Below are 16,676 nucleotides of genomic sequence, written 5' to 3'. Positions count from 1 at the left end.
CGCGTTTCGTCTCGCTCCGCTCGCTCAACGGGCACGACACTAAACCTCGCGAAACCGCACCATCGGGCGCTCGAGTGACGTCACGAGGTGACGCAAGAAACCAGCGGCATAACCGCCGTCGCACACGCGGTGGTCGAAGACGAGCGACACCTGCACGATGCGGCGGGCGACGATCTCGCCGTCGACAACCCACGGACGCTCGATCGCACGCCCCATACCCACAATCGCGACCTCAGGGTGGTTGATGATCGCGGCCGATCCGTCCACACCCAGCGCCCCATAGTTGTTGAACGTGATCGTCGAACCGGTCAGCTCCGCCGGCCCCAGCGTGCCCGCGCGCGCAGCAGCCGACATCGACCGTAGCGCCGCATCCAACTCCCCCACCGACAGCGCATCGGCCCGCGAAATCACCGGAACCAACAGCCCCCGATCAGTGTCCGCCGCGACCCCGAGATTCACGCCGTCAAACGTCACGAGATCGGAACCGTCAACCCGCGACGCCAGCAACGGAAACTCCGCAAGCGCCATCAGCACAAACCTCGCCGCGAGCGCCGTGAAACTCGGCGCCGGCACGTCGCCGTCCGCCATCTGCGCGCGCATCGCCCACAGGTCGGTCACGTCGACATCAACCCACACCGTCGCCTCAGGAATCTCCGCCCGCGACACCGACATCTTCGCCGCCACCGCACGCCGCAGCATCGACATCGGCTCCCGCGCGGCAACCGCGAGGCCAGCGGGCATCGTCGGGAGAGCGGAACCAGCACTCACGTTGGCAACGGAAGGTGCGGCGGAACCACTACCCGCGTTGGCAAGTGAGGGGGCGGCTGCCGAAGCGGCAAGAACGTCCGCCCGCGTCACAACGCCGTCGACGCCCGTGCCGCGCACGCGCGCGACATCCACGCCCAGGTCACGCGCGAGCTGGCGGACGATCGGCGACTTGACCGCAACCGGCCCGCCGACGCGAGCAATCGGTTCCGTTGCCCCAGCTACTGACGTAACCCGCACCCGTCGCCGCTGCGGCGCACCGCCGTGTGACGAGGTTCCGTACCCGATCAACACGTTGCCCGACCCCGACGACGCAGCCACCGGCTCCTTAATGCCGGCGCGCTCTTCGTGGCGGTAGCCCTCTAACTCGCGGGCGTCATCGGGCACGCGCACGGTCGCGATCTCCGCAGTCGTGGGGCCCGAAACACGAGCACCACCCCGAGCCTCCGCAGCCACCTCAATAAACGGCGCCCCGACCCTCACTTCGTCACCAACATCACCGTGCAGCTCCACAACCACCCCGGCGAACGGTGACGGCAGCTCGACGATGCTCTTCGCGGTCTCAACCTCGGCAATGACTTGGTCGACCGAGACCGTGTCGCCCACGGCAACGTGCCATGCGACGATCGCGGCCTCGGTCAACCCCTCCCCGAGATCCGGCAGCAAAAACGTGCGAGTCATGAGTCCCACCCCAGCGCGTCGATCGCATCGAGCACCCGATCAACGTCAGCCAGGTAGTACTTTTCGAGCTTTGGCGGGGCGAACGGAACATCGAATCCCGTCACCCGAAGTACCGGAGCCTCCAAGAAAGAGAAGCAGTTCTCCTGAATGCGCGCGACGAGCTCAGCCGCCACCGACGCGAACCCAGCCGCCTCCGCCACAACAACCGCACGACCCGTCGCGCGCACCGCGGCGAAAATCGTGTCGTCATCGCACGGCGTGAGGGTGCGCACGTCAACAACCCGCACACTTCGCGCCTCAGTCGAAGCGACAGAGGCGGCGTCGAGGGCGATCTGCACGCTGGATCCGTAACTGATCAAAGTGACATCGGAACCATCACGCACGGTGCGCGCGTGGCCGAGAGTTTCGCGCACGGAGGTATCGACCGGCCCCTTCGACCAGTACAGCTTCTTCGGCTCCAAGAACACGACGGGATCGGGCGAATCGATGGCCGCGCGCAGCATCGAATACGCATCCTGCGGGGTCGCCGGGCACACTACCGTGAGCCCCGGTGTGTGCGCGTAATACGCCTCAGACGAGTCACAGTGATGCTCAACGCCACCGATGCCGCCACCAAACGGAACCCGAATCACAATCGGCATCCGCAGCGCGCCCCGCGTGCGGTTGCCGAGCTTTGCAACGTGCGACACCACCTGCTCAAACGCGGGGTAGGCGAACGCGTCAAACTGCATCTCCACCACCGGGCGCATGCCGTTCATCGCAAGCCCAACGGCGAAGCCCATGATTCCCGACTCGGCGAGCGGCGTATCGAAGCACCGCTTCTCACCGAAGCGCGCGGTCAGCCCGTCGGTGATGCGAAACACGCCACCGAGCGCGCCCACGTCTTCACCAAACATGAGCACCGATTCGTCGGCCGCCATCGCATCGGCGAGCGCCCGGTTGAGGGCCGCGGCCATGGTCATCGTCTCAACGTTCGTCGTGGCCCGCGCCTCAACTGGGTGATCAATCAGCGTCATGACCGCACCTCCATGGTTCCGTCCGTCGCAGAGTCAACCGCGGCACCAGAACCAGCCGCGTACGCAGCGCTCCGCGCCATTTCGTCTTTCAGCTGGTTCCACTGCTTCTCCAGGTGCGCGGGCCGGGAGGCATACACGTACCGAAACAGGTCTTCGGGGTCGACCTCGACCTCGCGATTGAGCGCGTCGCGCAAGTCTGACGCCATCGCCTCGGCCTCTGCCGCGAGCGCCTCCTCGTCGTCGGCACTCAGCAGGCCAGCGGTCGACAGGTACGCGCGCATGCGGGTGAGCGGGTCGCGATCGACCCACGCCTTGACCTCATCGCGCTCGCGATACCGGGTATCGTCGTCGGCGTTCGTGTGGGCCTGCATGCGGTACGTGTGGGCTTCGATGAGGGTTGGTCCACCGCCGCTCCGCGCCCGCTCGACTGCCTCGTCGAGCACCGCCATCACCGCGGCGACGTCATTGCCGTCGACGCGCTGGCCGGGCATGCCGTAGCCAACCGCCTTGTGCGCGAGTGACGGCGCATGCGTCTGCTTCGCGAGCGGCACAGAGATCGCAAACTCGTTGTTCTGCACGAAGAAGACGACCGGAACCATAAAGACAGCGGCAAAGTTAAGGGCCTCGTGAAAGTCGCCTTCGCTGGTTGCCCCATCGCCGCAGAGCGCCATCACGACGGTGTCTTCGCCGCGCAGGGTGGCGGCGTGCGCGAGACCGACGGCGTGCAACAACTGCGTTGCGAGGGGCGTTGCCTGTGGAGCGACGCGGGTGCGCTTCGGGTCGTACCCGCTGTGCCAGTCACCGCGGAGGAGCACGAGCGCCTCTTCGGGCGTGACGCCGCGGTTCACGACGGCGACGGTGTCGCGGTAGGTGGGAAAGAGCCAGTCGTTCTCGCCGAGCGCGAGGGCGGCCGCCACCTGGCAGGCCTCCTGCCCGTGCGACGACGGATACACCGCGAGGCGCCCCTGCCGCACGAGCGCCGAGCACTGGTCGTTGAGGCGGCGGCCGTGAACGAGGGCGCGGTAGGCGTCTGTCAGGCGCTGCGCGTCAGGCATCGCGTAGACGTCATCGGGGTGTGCGGTGCCGGTCTGGTCGATCAGCTGCACCGGAATCTCGCGCGGCAACAGCGCCTGCGCGTGTTCAACAGAGGTATTCACGCATCCCGCCTTTGGGTCGTGTTTGTCTTTGTACGCCCACGTGGTTCCGTAGACGTTTCGTCCACCCAGCATGCGCTTGTGTGAATGAATAGTCACGGTATGGCCCCGCGCGCTAGACGTTCTGTATGCTGAGGCCACGACGTTCAGCAGTGCGTCTCACCAACGGCGGTGATTCGCCCCGATCATCAGGAGAATCGTGGACGCTCTCGATCACGCCATCCTCGACATCCTCCGCGCTGATGCCCGCACCTCCGTCAACGTCATCGCGCAGCAGGTGCACATTTCGCGCGCCAACGCCTACGCGCGCATCAAACGCATGACCGACGACCGCGTGATTCTCGGCTATCGCGTGGTCACCGACCCGGTCAGCGCGGGTTTTCGCTCGTCGGCGTACGTGTCAATGTCGGTCGATCAGCGCCGATGGCAAGAGATTCGTGCGGCCCTCGACGCCCTGCCCGAAATCGAGCATGTCGCGCTGGTCGGCGGTGACTTTGATGTGATGGTGTTGGTGCGAGCCCGCGACAACCGCGACCTGCGCCGCATCGTGCTGGAAGAAATCCAGTCCATCGACGGCGTCACGAGCACGCAAACGTTCCTCATCTTCGAAGACCACCAACCAAAGGCCACGTCATGACCGACTCGCCCCGCCGCGGACGCCCCGGCTACGACCGCACCCAGGCGCTCGACGCCGCCGTCGCGGTGTTCAACGAGCAGGGATACGACGGAACCTCGATTGCGGCGCTTGCCGATCGCATGGGTGTGACGAAGTCGGCTTTGTACCACCACTTCGATTCGAAAGAGGCGATCCTCGCGGCCGCCCTGGGCGTCGCGCTCGACGGCCTCGACAACGTGATTGCCGCCGCGGAATCAGCCCCTGGTTCCGCTCTCGACCGCCTCACCCACGCCATCACGGGAGCCGTGCGACTGCTGGTTCTGGAGAAGGCGTCGGTGACGCTGCTCCTGCGGGTGCGCGGTAATAGCGCGACCGAGCGGGCGGCGCTGGAGCGTCGTCGCGACTTCGACGCGCGCGTGGCGGCACTGGTGAGTGCGGCGCAGGCTTCTGGTTCCGTGCGTCGCGATGTCGACGCCCGCACCGCCGCGCGTCTGCTATTTGGCACGGTCAACTCCGTCGTCGAGTGGTACCGCGGCGACGACGCCGACGGCCTCGCTCGTGACGTCGTCGCGATCGGCCTCGACGGGTTGCGGGTTCGCTAGCGGCCCTGGCGCTTCTTGTAGGGCTTCGGCTGGCCCTTGACGGCAGGGGCGCGGCCCTTGCCCTTGTTAGCCTTCGCCTTGCCACCGGCTGGCGCTTTCTTCTGCACCGCTGGTTCCGGAGCCGCGGCAATACGCTCGCGCGCTTCTTCCAGCAGCACATTGCCGGCACGCGTCACGGTAGTGTTTTTGCCGCGCGTGATGATCGGGTGGCCGACCTCTTCTTCAAGCTTTTCGATCGACGAATACAGCGACGCGAGCGGAATGCCGAGACGCTCGGCCGCCCGCGGAAAGTGCAGCTCTTCAGCAACCATGACGAAGTTGCGAAGCTGGGTGATGTTCACGGGGCTGCTCTCTGTTGCGGGGCTCGGCTGTATCCAGCGTACGCGGCGGATGTCGGCGGGTGGGCAACCGCTGAGCAACCGCTCAGATGGGCGACCTAGGCTGGCGTCATGCGCCTTCCGTCCGTCGACACTGCTCTCGCTCACATTCGACGTGACGCCGCAGCCGGACGATTCGCACAGTGGGGGCTCTCGACCCTGATCGACGAGTTCACCGGTGTGCCTTCGATCGAGAAGGACCTCTTCGACACCCTGCACCGCGCCGCCGGCATCGCCGCGGAGTTCCCGATCGGCAACGCGGGCGTGCTGCACGTTTACGGATACTGGTTCTCCGAGGTTCCGACCCCGTTCGGCTACAAGCGCGACCGCTGGGCCGACGGCCAGCTCGCCCAGGCCCTCGGGTTCGACGCCGACGCATTTCTGCTCGAGGCAGAGAGTGAGAGCGGAACCACGGAGTTGGGTTCGAGCGCAAGCACGCTGCTCGAGCGAGTGACGAAAGCTGTTCTCCCCGCACTTCTGGCACCGCCCGCCGATGCGATCACGGCGGACGTTGTGGTCGGTGAGTACCGCACGCGGGTTATCGCGCTTGCGCCGCTCGAAGGCACCCCGTCTGCGCTGGTCTACGGCATCGCGCCGATTGCGGCGCCGATGAACTTCCGTCTGGTGACGACGTTTCCGGTGGCGAGCGACCCGGCCGTCATGGTCGCCGAGTGCATCACCGACCCGCGCCTGCACTTCAACGCCATCGCCCTCTGAACCTCCCGCGCCCTCCGCGCCCGCCGCGCGTGGTTCCGCTCTTTCCCGCGCCCGCACCCCGTGGTTCCGCTCGCCTCGTCACGGGAGGAGGAGAGTGCGCTGGCAGGAGGTTTCTACCCCGAAAATCACCTCCCCTCGCGACAATCACCTCCCCTCGCGACCGCGACGCCCACGCACCAGCACCCGAACGGCGACAGCACGTTTCGTCTCGCTCCGCTCGCTCGCAACCCCGAAGGCGCACCCCAAACCCCTGCCAGAAGTACTGATCGTTCACCCAATCGTCACCAGAGCGCGAACTTTTCGTCCAAACTCGCTGATACCTTTGGATCAACAGTCCAGAGCGGAAAGCGAGCACATATGACGCCCAGTATCGTCTTCGACTTCGACGGAACGTTGGCCCTCGGCCACGGCCCGGTTCTGGCTTTCGCTCGCGCCATCGCTGACCAGGCGGGCACCGACTACCTCGCTCGCGTCGACGCGGGTCTCGCGGCCTATGACGCGGGCTCGACCGACCACCGTGACGGATACGACATCGTCACTCAGCTCGCGAAGGCTGACGGCGTCAGCGCCGAAGCCCTGCAGAACGCCTACAACGTGAGCCGCGAATCGCTCGGCACCGACGCGGGTTCTGTCGGCACGATGGACGACCTCGACGGATTCCTGAAGACGATCGGAACCACGGCTCGCCTCGTGCTCGCAACGAACGCCCCTGAGACGGGTGTCGACCGCGTGCTCGAAGCCTGGGGGGTCACCGACCTCTTTGACGAGAAGCACTTCACGGTCGGCAAGCCCGATGGCCTCGGCGCCCTGGTTTCGCGCCTGCTCGCCGACGGCCCCGTCCTCTCTATTGGCGACATCGCCATCAACGATCTTCTGCCCGCCCACGCTCTGGGCGCAGACACAGCCCTCGTTGGCGCCACCGCGCAAACGAGCCCCATGACCGCAACCATGCGGGGTGCGTCACTCGGCGCGCTTCGTTCCGACATTGAAGCCTGGGTCGCATCCGCGGCCGCGGGCACGACTCCGGCCGCATAAGCGCCGAACTTTGAAAGGTCTAAGAATGCGTAAACCCCTCATCGCTGCTGGCACCCTCGCGGTCGCAGCGCTCGCCCTCGCTGGTTGCTCGGCTCCGGACTCCGGTTCGGCAGACGGCGGCGCAGACCAGTCGTGGCCCGAAGAGATCACGATCTCGCTGGTTCCGTCGGTCGAAGGTGAAGACCTCGCTGAGGCTCTCGACCCGCTGACCACCTACCTGTCGGAGAACCTCGGCATCAAGGTCAACGGTGTTGTCGCCAACGACTACGCAGCCACGGTTGAGGCCCTCGGCGCCGACCAGGCTCAGATCGTCATCACCGACGCGGGCTCGATGTACAACGCTATTCAGCAGTACGACGCGAAGCTCATCCTCCGCGATGTGCGCTTCGGTGCGACCAGCTACGCATCGGTTGCCTACACGAACAACCCCGAGAAGTTCTGCGAAAACGACGTCACCACCGCAACGTACGCAGCCAACGGCGCTGAGTTCTCGTATTGCAACGGCATTGAGCCCGAAGCTGCCGCAACCGGAACGGGCCCCGCAGGCCTCGACGCTCTGAAGAACATCGACAAGAACACGAAGGTCGCGCTGCAGGCTGTCACGTCGCCCGCCGGTTACCAGTACCCGATCGTCGCCATGCGCGACCTCGGCATCGACACCGACGCTGACTTCGTTCAGGTGCCGATCGAGGGCAACAACAACGCGATCCTCTCGGTCTACAACGGTGACGCTGAGGTTAGCTTCGGCTTCTGGGATGCCCGCGCATCGGTCATCTCCGAGGTTCCGGATGTCGCTGAGAAGGTTGTCGCTTTCGCCTATTCCGACATGATCCCCAACGGTGGCGTTGTCGCAGCTAAGTCGCTGCCGGCAGACCTCACCGACAAGATCGCTGAGCTGATGGACGGCTACGCCGACTCGTCGGAAGAAGCAAAGTCGATCATGTTCGACCTCGTTGGCCTTTCGGACTGGACCAACGAGACCGCTGAAGAAGAGATCACGCGCTACGGCGAGATCCTCGCGGAGTTCTCGAAGTAAATGTCAGCTCCCGCTAACGCGGCCCACGAGGCGGACGCCCGACAGCAGTCGGGTGCCGCCTCGTGGCGCATTGCGCTCGATAATGTTTCGGTCACGTACGGCAACGGCACCAAAGCCCTGCGCGATGTCTCACTCGGCATCGCGCCCGGTGAGATGGTGTCGATCGTCGGCCTTTCTGGTTCCGGCAAGTCGACGCTGATTCGTACGATCAACGGCTTGGTGCAGGCGACGAGCGGAACCGTAAATGTCGGTCCGTACGAAGTCTCGAGTCTGCGGGGGCGCAAGTTGCGCGAAGCCCGCGGCCACATCGGCATGATCTTCCAGGCGTTCAACCTGGCAGAGCGTGCCGACGTCTTTCACAACACCCTCGTCGGCCGCTTTGCGCACACGTCGTCAGTGCGCACCCTCCTCGGCATTCCGACCGCCGCTGACCGCGAGATCGCCCTGCGTGCCCTCGACTCGGTTGGCATTCTCGACAAGGTGTGGACCCGCGCGGGCTCGCTCTCGGGGGGTCAGAAGCAGCGCGTTGCGATTGCGCGTGCGCTGTCGCAGCAGCCGAGCGTCATGCTCGCCGATGAGCCGGTCGCGAGCCTCGATCCGCCGACCGCGCACTCGGTGATGGCAGACCTGCGACGCATCAACGCGGAGCAGGGCCTGACTGTGCTGATCAACATTCACCTGATGGATCTGGCCCGCCAGTACACCACCCGCATGATTGGCCTGCGTGCCGGCGAAGTGGTTTACGACGGCCCGGCAGCCGGTGCGACCGACGCTGATTTCGAAGAGATCTATGGTCGTCCGATTCAGGCGAAAGACCAGTTGGGTTCGGGGGAATGACGACCCTCACCCAACCTGCAGCCGGCTCTGAAAAGGAGCTCGTGGTTCCGCCTAAGCCCTCCAACCGCTTCAAGAAGGCGTTGATCGCGGCGGCCGTTGTTGCGTTCACGGTGCTGACGTGTATTCCGGCGATCGGTGGCATTGAGATCGACATCGCGTCGATCATCAAGAACTGGCAGAACGGCGCGAACAAGATCGCCCAGTTGCTGGCTCCGAACTGGGAGTTCTTGCCGCGCACGTGGGGTCCGATGCTGGAGACCCTGCAGATGGCCGTTGTTGCGGCTGTGCTGTCGGCGGTCGTGTCGATTCCGCTCACGCTGTGGGCGGCGTCCACCACGAACCCCAACGCGGTGAGCCGTTTCATCGTGCGCACGATCATCAACATCAACCGCGCGGTGCCTGACCTCGTGTTCGCGACCGTGCTGGTCGCGATGCTCGGTGTAGGTGCGCTGCCCGGTGTGGTGACGCTGTTCTTGTTCAACCTCGGCATCGTCGTGAAGCTGGTTTCGGAGGCGATTGACGCTTCTGACCACAGCTACATGGAGGCCGGGCGTGCGGCTGGTGGCTCGCAGTTCCAGATCAACCGTCTGACCGCGCTGCCGCAGACCCGACCGCTGTTCATGAACCAGTGGCTGTATGCGCTCGAGCTCAACGTGCGTATCTCGGCGATCCTCGGAATCGTGGGCGCCGGTGGTATCGGTCGCCTGCTCGACGAGCGTCGCCAGTTCTACGCGTACTCCGACGTTTCGGTCATCATCATTGAAATTCTCGTGGTCGTCATTGCGATCGAAGTTCTCTCGAACGTGCTGCGCCGGAGGTTGGTATGAGTCTTTCTACTGTGAAGCCTGCCGCTTCGTTTGCGGGGTTGAGCGCCGAGGTTCCGGCGAAGCCTTCGAAGCGCGCGGCGACCCTCTGGGCGCTGCTCGCTGGTTCCGTCTTCCTCGTGGCGGCCGGTGGCCTGCAGATCTCGTGGGATGACCTGCCGTCGCTACCCGCGCGTATTTGGGACTACCTCGTGCTCATGTTTGGCGACCCGAACTGGGAGAAGCTGCCGCGTGCGCTGTTTGAGACGTGGCGCTCGATTTCGATGGCCTGGATCGGTGCAATTCTGTGTGTTGTCGCGTCGATTCCGCTCGGCATGCTCGCCGCGAAAGGCGTCGGCCCGGCGTGGCTGCGCTTGCCGTTGCGTGGCTTGTTTGCCGTGATTCGTGCGGTGCCTGAGGTTGTTATCGCCCTCATTCTGCTGACGGTGACGGGCCTGACGCCGCTGACGGGTGCGCTTGCGCTCGGCATCGCGGGGATCGGAACCCAGGGCAAGTGGGTGTACGAGACGGTTGAGTCGGCGAATGATGGTGCGGCTGAAGCTGTGCGTGCCGCGGGCGGAACCACGGCTGAAGTCACGCGCTGGGCGCTGTGGCCAGCGGTGGCACCGACACTCATGTCGTTCGCGCTGTACCGTTTCGAGATCAACATCCGTACCTCGGCCGTGCTCGGCCTCGTGGGTGCGGGCGGTATCGGAAGCATGTTGTCGAACTACACGAACTTCCGTCAGTGGGACACCGTGGGCATGCTCTTGATCGTGGTGATCGTCGCTACGATGATCATCGACGCGATCTCGGGTGCGATTCGCCGGCGTCTCATGAACGGGGGCAAGTAACGTGAGCTGGACCGGTGCCATCGATGCCAAGCCGAGCGTGCGTATGGCCGCGCTCGCGCCCGACCTGCTGCGCACCGAACGACTCGTCGTCGATGCAATCGCGCAAGACCGGGGCAAGGCAACGGAGTTGACCGCGCAAGAACTTGCGGAGTGGGCGGGCGTTGGCCGCACCACCGTGATTCGCGCGGCGCAGGCACTCGGGTACGAGGGGTACTCGCAGTTGCGGGTGGCGCTGGTTCAGGAGCTCGCTTCGGAGTCTTCTGCTCCTGTCGTGGAATCTGACGCGTCGTCGCTCGGTGTGATTCGTGGGCGCATGCTGCAGGTGGGCTCGCGACTCGAGCACACGCTCGCGGTGCTGACGCCCGAGGCGATTGACTCGGTGCTCGACACGCTGGACACCGCCGACCGCGTACTGGTCGTTGGCAACGGACTTTCTGGCCCGTTGGCGATGGCACTGGTGATGCGGTTGAACGCTGCCGGACGCTCGGTGGAATACTTCGCCGACCCCATCGCCCAGCAGATCGCAGCCAAGCAACTGGGTGCTGGTTCCGCTCTCTTTGTGCTGTCGGGGTCGGGAGCTAGCCGGCCGACGCTCGAGGTGATGAATGCCGCGCAGGAGAGTGGTGCGCGGGTGATCGCGGTGACGTCGTTCGCACGGTCTGCGGTGGCGAAGCTCGCCGATGTGCCGCTGGTGATGCCGCCGACGGAGGAGACGTTCCACGATGAACTGATCCACACGTCGCGCGGTGCGCTGATGCTGTTCTTGGAGGAACTCGTCGACCTGTTCGTCGAGCGCCGCGGTGAGCGCGGCCGCATCGCCCGCCAGACGGCGATTTCGATGCTGGGGCGGGCTATCGCCGACTGAGGTTGGGTTCTCTGGGTTCTCAGTTTGGCCCCGGAACATTCCCGCGCGGTTCGCGGGGAGGTTCCGGGGCCTTTTTCTTTGGGGCTGGCGAGGGATTCCGAGACGAAACGCGCCGCCCCGTCCGCGGGCCTCTACCGCACTCCGTGGTTCCACTTGGTTTACTAGAACAGATCAACTAATCTCCCACGCCACGCCCGCCCAACGGTTCAGACCCTCCTCCACAGCTGGCTTTCAGTTAAATATACCCCCATCTGCTCTTTTACCCCGCCCAATGTCGGAGGCCCCTGGAACAATAGTTCTATGACCAAGACAGTCGTAGATCTCGCAGAGGCAACCCGCCTGCTGCGGTCGGTCGCGGCTGAATTCGTGGGGGCTTACGGTGCTCGCCTCGCGACGGATGCCGAGCTCGTGGCCGTTGCGATTGAGGCGGGTGCCGCGCTGCGCGGTGCCGAGGCTGTGCTGATCGAGGTCGCCGGCGAGGTCGAGGGGCGGTCGGAGAGCGCGGTGCGTGACGAGCGGTTCTCAGTGCGGCACGGGTGCCACAATACGAACGAGTTTCTGCAGCGGGCCACCGGTGTCGCTCCGGCGACCGCCGGGCGTTGGCTTCGGGCGTCACGCGGACTCCATGGCCGCACGTGTATGACGACCGGAGCGACGCTTGAGCCGTCACTGCCCGGGCTACGTCAGGCACTTGCCGCGAGCGCGATCGGCGTCGACGGACTGTTGGCGGCGGCTGATCCGCTGCTCGATGCGGAGCCGCGGGCGATTCCGGCTAACTTTGCTGCGGCTGATGCCGCCGTTGGAGCGGTCGCGCTCGAATCCAATCCCGCGTTCGGCGAGGCCATTCGCGGCGATGCGCCCGAGCCTGATGCTGGCGATGAAGCCAGCGACGACACCTTTCCCGACGACGACACAAACGACGGCTCCGGCAACGGCAACGGCAACGGCAACGGCAACGGCAACGGCAACGTGCTGATGGTTCCGATCTCTGTCGCGGAGCTCAAGATTCACGCGACCGCGTGGGCGTGCGCGCTCGACCAAGACGGCGCCGAGCCGCTCGAAGACCGGGCGCTCCGCAAGCGTGGCGTGAGTCTCGGCACCCCGCAAGACGGGCTCGTGCGACTCAACGGATGGCTTCTCCCCGAAGTCGCATCAGTCATGCAACGAATCTTCGACGCAATCGATACGCCGCGGCGCGTGCGGTTCGTGGAGTCTGACCCCGACGCCGCCCCGGTCGACAAAGACACCCGCACCCCACAACAGCGGCGGCACGACGCCTTCGCGACCGCCCTCAATGTGGCCGCAGCGTCGGAGACGCTTCCCACCGTCGGCGGGGCCGCGCCCACGCTCGTGGTGCACGTCAGCGAGCACGACCTGGTCACCGGTCGTGGTTGGGCAGGGGTCGACGGAACCATGGTGTCGGTTGCGGTGGCGCGTCACGCCGGGTGCTCGGGTTCCTTGCAACGCGTGACCACCAATTCTTCCGGTCGAATCACATCGATCGGCACAGAAGAACGACTCTTTAACCGCCATCAGCGTCGAGCCATTGCGCTCCGCGATGGCGGTTGTGTCATTCCCGGCTGCACTGTGGGTGCCGCGTGGTGCGAAGTGCATCACGTCACCGAACATGCCCGAGGTGGAGCCACGCACACAGACAACGGCGTACTCCTGTGCTGGAACCACCACCGCTTCCTCGACAAGAACGGGTGGTCGGTACGCATGAATACCGGCGTTCCGGAGGTTCGAGCACCCCGCTGGATCGATCGCGAACAGGTCTGGCGGCGGCCACACCCGCCACCGTCGTTCCGCACCGAAGTCAGGCGAACGTGAAAAGAGACGGCGAATGTGAAAAAGTCGGGGTCTACGCCGAAGCCTCCGCCACCACCTGCAAAAATCCGAACGAGCGGTGTCGGCGTTTTGCCGACGTCATCGTGAAGCTCGGCCGTGCGCTGTTGCTCGCATCTGTCAGGGCGATCGTCAGCTTGCGCCAGCGTGGCGCTGTCCGCCGTCATCGTCGCATCGTCGCCGGCACAGCCTTCGCCGGCGTCATGCTCTTCGCGTGACCTAACCGGGTCAGGCAAGACTCCCGCCGCACGATAGCGTGTGGTGTGCAGTTCGAGTCATTTGAGGCATATGCCGCCGTAACTGGGACGCCCGTGCAGGTGACTCCGGAACCACAAGACAGCGACTACGAGTCGGGCTCGGCTGTGATTGATGGCGAGGTGTGGCACATTCGCACCGCCCGAACCACTCCCACCAAACTCGGTGCCTTCGTCGCATTCTGGCGACGTGAGGACGGCGGCGAGACGGCGCCATTTCCGAGCACCGACGCATCAGCCGGCTTGCTCGTCTTCGTGACGCAGGGCGCACACCGCGGCGTGTTTCGCTTCACTCTCGAGCGCCTCGCAGAACTCGGAATCACATCAGCTCCCGGCCGCGCTGGCAAGCGCGGATTTCGTGTCTACCCGAGCTGGTGCACCGAACTCAACCCACAAGCGACCCGCACCCAACGCGGTCAAGCATCGGCGTTCCAGTTGTACTGAACGAGGCAACGCAAAACCCCCGGAGAAGAAACTCCTCCGGGGGCATGCTGCGCCGCACAGGACACTGGGCGACGCAGCGGGTCAGCGCGTGCCTGTCAGCCGCGCGACTTCTTTACCTTGCGCATTTCGTGCAGAATCGGCTCGGTGTAACCGTTGGGCTGTGCTGCGCCCTCGATGATCAACCGACGAGCCGCCGCAAACGCGATACCGGGCTCATCGCCGGCGATCAGCGCCTCATACGACGCATCTCCGGCGTTCTGGCCGTCAACAACCGGCGCCAGACGACGCAGGCTTGCGTCGACGTCAGCCTCAGAAATCACACCGTGCGTCAGCCAGTTCGCGAGCAGTTGGCTCGAAATGCGCAGCGTCGCGCGGTCTTCCATCAGCGCGACACCGTTGATGTCGGGCACCTTCGAGCAGCCGACGCCCTGGTCAATCCAGCGCACGACGTAGCCGAGGATCGACTGCACATTGTTGTCGAGTTCGGTCGCGACGACCTTGTCCGAAAGATCTGACGCGGAAGCGAGCGGAACCGTCAGCAGCGACTCGAGAGAAGCTGGGTCAGAGGTGATGCCGGCACGCTGCGCGAAGGCGTCTACCTGGTGGTAGTGCAGCGCGTGCAACGTCGCGGCGGTCGGCGATGGCACCCATGCGGTCGAAGCACCCGAACGCACATGGCCGATCTTCTGCTCGACCATGTCGTGCATGAGATCGGGCATCGCCCACATACCCTTACCGATCTGCGCGCGACCATCGAGACCGGCCTCGAGGCCAATCGCCACGTTGCGGTCCTCGTACGTCTGCATGAACGGACGCGACTTAATCACCGACTTCGGCGGGAAGACGCCCGCGTGAATCGACGTGTGAATCTCATCACCCGTGCGGTCCAAGAACCCGGTGTTGATGAATACGACCCGCTCCGACGCGGCGGCGATGCACGCGGCAAGGTTTGCCGACGTGCGACGCTCTTCGTCCATGATGCCGATCTTCACGGTGTTCGGCGCGAGGCCCAAAAGCTCTTCGACGCGACCAAACAGCGTCGAAGCAAACGCCGCCTCCGCGGGTCCGTGCATCTTCGGCTTCACGATGTAGACCGAACCGGTGCGCGAGTTCGCACCCGCACGCTCGCCGCGCAGGTCAGGCAGTGCACCGAGCACCGTCATGATCGCGTCGAGCACACCCTCAAACACCGGCGCACCCTGAGCATCAAGCACAGCGTCGGTGCGCATCAGGTGTCCGACGTTACGAATGAACAGCACTGAACGACCCGGCAGCGTCAATGAACCACCGTCAGGCGTGACATACGAACGATCTGCCGCCATCACACGCGTGATCGTGCGCCCGCCCTTTTCGACTGTCTCACTCAGCGTGCCATCCATCAGCCCACGCCAGTTGCGATACCCGAGCGACTTGTCTTCAGCGTCAACCGCGGCGACCGAGTCCTCCAGGTCGATGATCGTGGTGATCGCCGACTCCACAACGATGTCTTGCACACCAGCAGCATCGGTCGAGCCGATGCCACCCGCACGATCAATCACGATCTCCAGGTGCAAACCGTTGTGCTTCAACAACAACGCAGACGGAGCCGTCGGCTCACCCCCATACCCAACGAATGCCGCAGCATCTGCCAGCCCCGTGGTTCCGCCAGCCGTCTGCACAACCAGCGCGCCGGTTGAGTCAACCGCATAGCCCGTGGCGTCGGCGTGCGACCCCTGAGCGAGCGGCGCCGCCAGGTCGAGAAGTTCGCGACCGCGAGCGATAACCGCAGCACCACGCACAACGTTGTACGCGGCACCGGGGGCCAGGTCTCCGTCCTGCGAAATCGCATCGGTGCCGTACAGCGCGTCGTAGAGCGAACCCCAGCGAGCGTTGGCGGCGTTGAGAGCGAAGCGGGCATTGAGAAGCGGAACCACGAGCTGCGGACCAGCGGTCGTTGCGATCTCGGGGTCAACATTCTCGGTCGAGATCTGGGCATCAGCAGGCTGCTCGACGAGGTAGCCGATGCTCGTCAGAAATTCGCGATACGCCGCGGGGTCAGGCTGACCCGGGTTCGCGCGGTGGAAGTCATCGATCTGCTGCTGCAGCTCATCGCGCTTCGCAAGCAGCTCGACATTGCGCGGAGTGAGATCCCGCACGATCGCGGCAGCACCCTGCCAGAATGCCTCGACATCGAGACCGAACGACGCGAGCGTCGACTCGGCGAAGTCGGCAATCTCTGGCGCTACGGCGAGGTCGGCGCGCGTCAGGTATTCGGTGCGGGTGGTGGATTCGGTCACAGCATTTCTCCTTCAGTTCGGGCGCCCAAGCGGCGAAGGGTTTCTAGTGCAACGTCAGCATCTTGCGCGGGTGTTCCGCCGGCAACCCCGAGCCCGCCCACGTGAACGTCTTCGAAGAAGATCGGCATGCCACCGTCAACAGCAGTCAGGAGACTGCCGGTTCCGAGGGCAAGCTTCGTTACGAGCGGCTCGGGAATAAGTGCGGAACGCTTGCGCATCGATGCTGACGTTGCAGCCTTGCGGCGGCTGGTCTCGGCGCTGTGCGGCGTTGCACCGTCGGCCATGCCGTACGCCACAAGCGTCATGCTGGGGTCTGCGACCGAGACAACCGGGCGGATGCCTGCTTGTGCCCCCACTTCCATCGCAATTGCGACGGCTCGCGCTGCGGTTTCGTAGGAGATTGTTGCGGTCTGGCGATACGGCGTCATGTCATTCCTGGGTCAAGCGGATATTGCTTCCCATACGGTACGAAATATTCCGCTTCTTGGAGTCTAAATTT

General features: G+C 64.8%; 18 protein-coding genes. 12 read left to right on the top strand and 6 right to left on the bottom strand.

The window, feature by feature from the left end; genetic code table 11:
* Window positions 1-39: 39 nt before the first annotated feature.
* The 3 genes from ACQUSY_RS09475 to pdhA are packed head-to-tail and all read right to left on the bottom strand — an operon-like array spanning window position 40 to window position 3,619.
* On the bottom strand, window positions 40-1,446 hold the full coding sequence (locus ACQUSY_RS09475) for a dihydrolipoamide acetyltransferase family protein (RefSeq protein WP_428904235.1): 1,407 nt from the start codon (window positions 1,444-1,446) through the stop codon (window positions 40-42).
* On the bottom strand, window positions 1,443-2,462 hold the full coding sequence (locus tag ACQUSY_RS09470) for an alpha-ketoacid dehydrogenase subunit beta (RefSeq protein WP_428904234.1): 1,020 nt from the start codon (window positions 2,460-2,462) through the stop codon (window positions 1,443-1,445). The genes ACQUSY_RS09475 and ACQUSY_RS09470 overlap by 4 nt, the downstream gene beginning before the upstream one ends.
* Window positions 2,459-3,619 (bottom strand): pyruvate dehydrogenase (acetyl-transferring) E1 component subunit alpha, encoded by a 1,161-nt coding sequence (pdhA, locus tag ACQUSY_RS09465; protein WP_428904233.1) that lies wholly within the window; start codon window positions 3,617-3,619, stop codon window positions 2,459-2,461. Before pdhA ends, ACQUSY_RS09470 begins: the two co-directional genes overlap by 4 nt.
* Window positions 3,620-3,815: 196 nt before the next feature.
* On the opposite strand from pdhA, the gene ACQUSY_RS09460 reads away from it, so the two are divergent.
* Window positions 3,816-4,253: an Lrp/AsnC family transcriptional regulator gene (locus ACQUSY_RS09460; RefSeq protein WP_428904232.1), complete on the top strand. Its 438-nt coding sequence runs from the start codon at window positions 3,816-3,818 to the stop codon at window positions 4,251-4,253.
* The gene (locus ACQUSY_RS09455; protein ID WP_428904231.1) at window positions 4,250-4,834 is read left to right on the top strand and encodes a TetR family transcriptional regulator; all 585 of its coding nucleotides are present in this window, start codon (window positions 4,250-4,252) and stop codon (window positions 4,832-4,834) included. Before ACQUSY_RS09460 ends, ACQUSY_RS09455 begins: the two co-directional genes overlap by 4 nt.
* On the opposite strand, the gene ACQUSY_RS09450 is transcribed toward ACQUSY_RS09455, so the two are convergent.
* The gene (locus ACQUSY_RS09450; RefSeq protein ID WP_428904230.1) at window positions 4,831-5,175 is read right to left on the bottom strand and encodes a LysR family transcriptional regulator; all 345 of its coding nucleotides are present in this window, start codon (window positions 5,173-5,175) and stop codon (window positions 4,831-4,833) included. The genes ACQUSY_RS09455 and ACQUSY_RS09450 overlap by 4 nt on opposite strands.
* Before the next feature lie 108 nt (window positions 5,176-5,283).
* Here ACQUSY_RS09450 and ACQUSY_RS09445 point away from each other — a divergent pair, with 108 nt between their 5' ends.
* The 10 genes from ACQUSY_RS09445 to ACQUSY_RS09400 all read left to right on the top strand — a co-directional run bounded on the left by ACQUSY_RS09445 (window position 5,284) and on the right by ACQUSY_RS09400 (window position 13,901).
* Window positions 5,284-5,928, top strand: a complete 645-nt coding sequence (locus tag ACQUSY_RS09445) for an amino acid deaminase (protein WP_428904229.1) — start codon at window positions 5,284-5,286, stop codon at window positions 5,926-5,928.
* Window positions 5,929-6,285: 357 nt separating this feature from the next.
* Window positions 6,286-6,963 (top strand): HAD family hydrolase, encoded by a 678-nt coding sequence (locus ACQUSY_RS09440; RefSeq protein ID WP_428904228.1) that lies wholly within the window; start codon window positions 6,286-6,288, stop codon window positions 6,961-6,963.
* Window positions 6,964-6,988: 25 nt separating this feature from the next.
* Window positions 6,989-7,999, top strand: coding sequence for a phosphate/phosphite/phosphonate ABC transporter substrate-binding protein (phnD, locus tag ACQUSY_RS09435; protein ID WP_428904227.1), 1,011 nt, complete (start codon window positions 6,989-6,991; stop codon window positions 7,997-7,999).
* The gene (gene phnC / locus ACQUSY_RS09430) at window positions 8,000-8,836 is read left to right on the top strand and encodes a phosphonate ABC transporter ATP-binding protein (RefSeq protein ID WP_428904226.1); all 837 of its coding nucleotides are present in this window, start codon (window positions 8,000-8,002) and stop codon (window positions 8,834-8,836) included.
* A complete protein-coding gene (phnE, locus tag ACQUSY_RS09425; protein WP_428904225.1) occupies window positions 8,833-9,663 on the top strand; it encodes a phosphonate ABC transporter, permease protein PhnE in 831 nt (276 codons plus the stop codon). The genes phnC and phnE (ACQUSY_RS09425) overlap by 4 nt, the downstream gene beginning before the upstream one ends.
* Window positions 9,660-10,493, top strand: a complete 834-nt coding sequence (gene phnE, locus ACQUSY_RS09420; protein WP_428904224.1) for a phosphonate ABC transporter, permease protein PhnE — start codon at window positions 9,660-9,662, stop codon at window positions 10,491-10,493. Before phnE (ACQUSY_RS09425) ends, phnE (ACQUSY_RS09420) begins: the two co-directional genes overlap by 4 nt.
* A gap of 1 nt (window position 10,494) precedes the next feature.
* Entirely contained in the window at window positions 10,495-11,358 is an 864-nt protein-coding gene (locus ACQUSY_RS09415) for a MurR/RpiR family transcriptional regulator (RefSeq protein WP_428904223.1), read from the top strand.
* A 300-nt stretch (window positions 11,359-11,658) separates the two neighbouring features.
* A complete protein-coding gene (locus ACQUSY_RS09410; protein ID WP_428904222.1) occupies window positions 11,659-13,188 on the top strand; it encodes an HNH endonuclease signature motif containing protein in 1,530 nt (509 codons plus the stop codon).
* Window positions 13,185-13,421 (top strand): hypothetical protein, encoded by a 237-nt coding sequence (locus ACQUSY_RS09405; protein WP_428904221.1) that lies wholly within the window; start codon window positions 13,185-13,187, stop codon window positions 13,419-13,421. The genes ACQUSY_RS09410 and ACQUSY_RS09405 overlap by 4 nt, the downstream gene beginning before the upstream one ends.
* 45 nt (window positions 13,422-13,466) lie before the next feature.
* The gene (locus tag ACQUSY_RS09400) at window positions 13,467-13,901 is read left to right on the top strand and encodes a MepB family protein (protein ID WP_428904220.1); all 435 of its coding nucleotides are present in this window, start codon (window positions 13,467-13,469) and stop codon (window positions 13,899-13,901) included.
* 95 nt (window positions 13,902-13,996) lie between these two features.
* Here ACQUSY_RS09400 and ACQUSY_RS09395 read toward each other — a convergent pair whose 3' ends face one another.
* Window positions 13,997-16,177, bottom strand: a complete 2,181-nt coding sequence (locus ACQUSY_RS09395) for a malate synthase G (RefSeq protein WP_428904219.1) — start codon at window positions 16,175-16,177, stop codon at window positions 13,997-13,999.
* Window positions 16,174-16,605 carry a GlcG/HbpS family heme-binding protein gene (locus ACQUSY_RS09390; RefSeq protein WP_428904218.1) on the bottom strand — a complete coding sequence of 144 codons (432 nt, stop codon included), beginning with the start codon at window positions 16,603-16,605 and terminating at the stop codon, window positions 16,174-16,176. The genes ACQUSY_RS09395 and ACQUSY_RS09390 overlap by 4 nt, the downstream gene beginning before the upstream one ends.
* Window positions 16,606-16,676: the final 71 nt, after the last annotated feature.

The sequence above is a fragment of the Microbacterium daqui genome (assembly GCF_050408675.1).
Classification (GTDB): domain Bacteria; phylum Actinomycetota; class Actinomycetes; order Actinomycetales; family Microbacteriaceae; genus Microbacterium.
The sequence above is the reverse complement of the archived record's forward strand: the minus strand, read 5'-3'. Positions and strand labels throughout refer to the sequence as shown.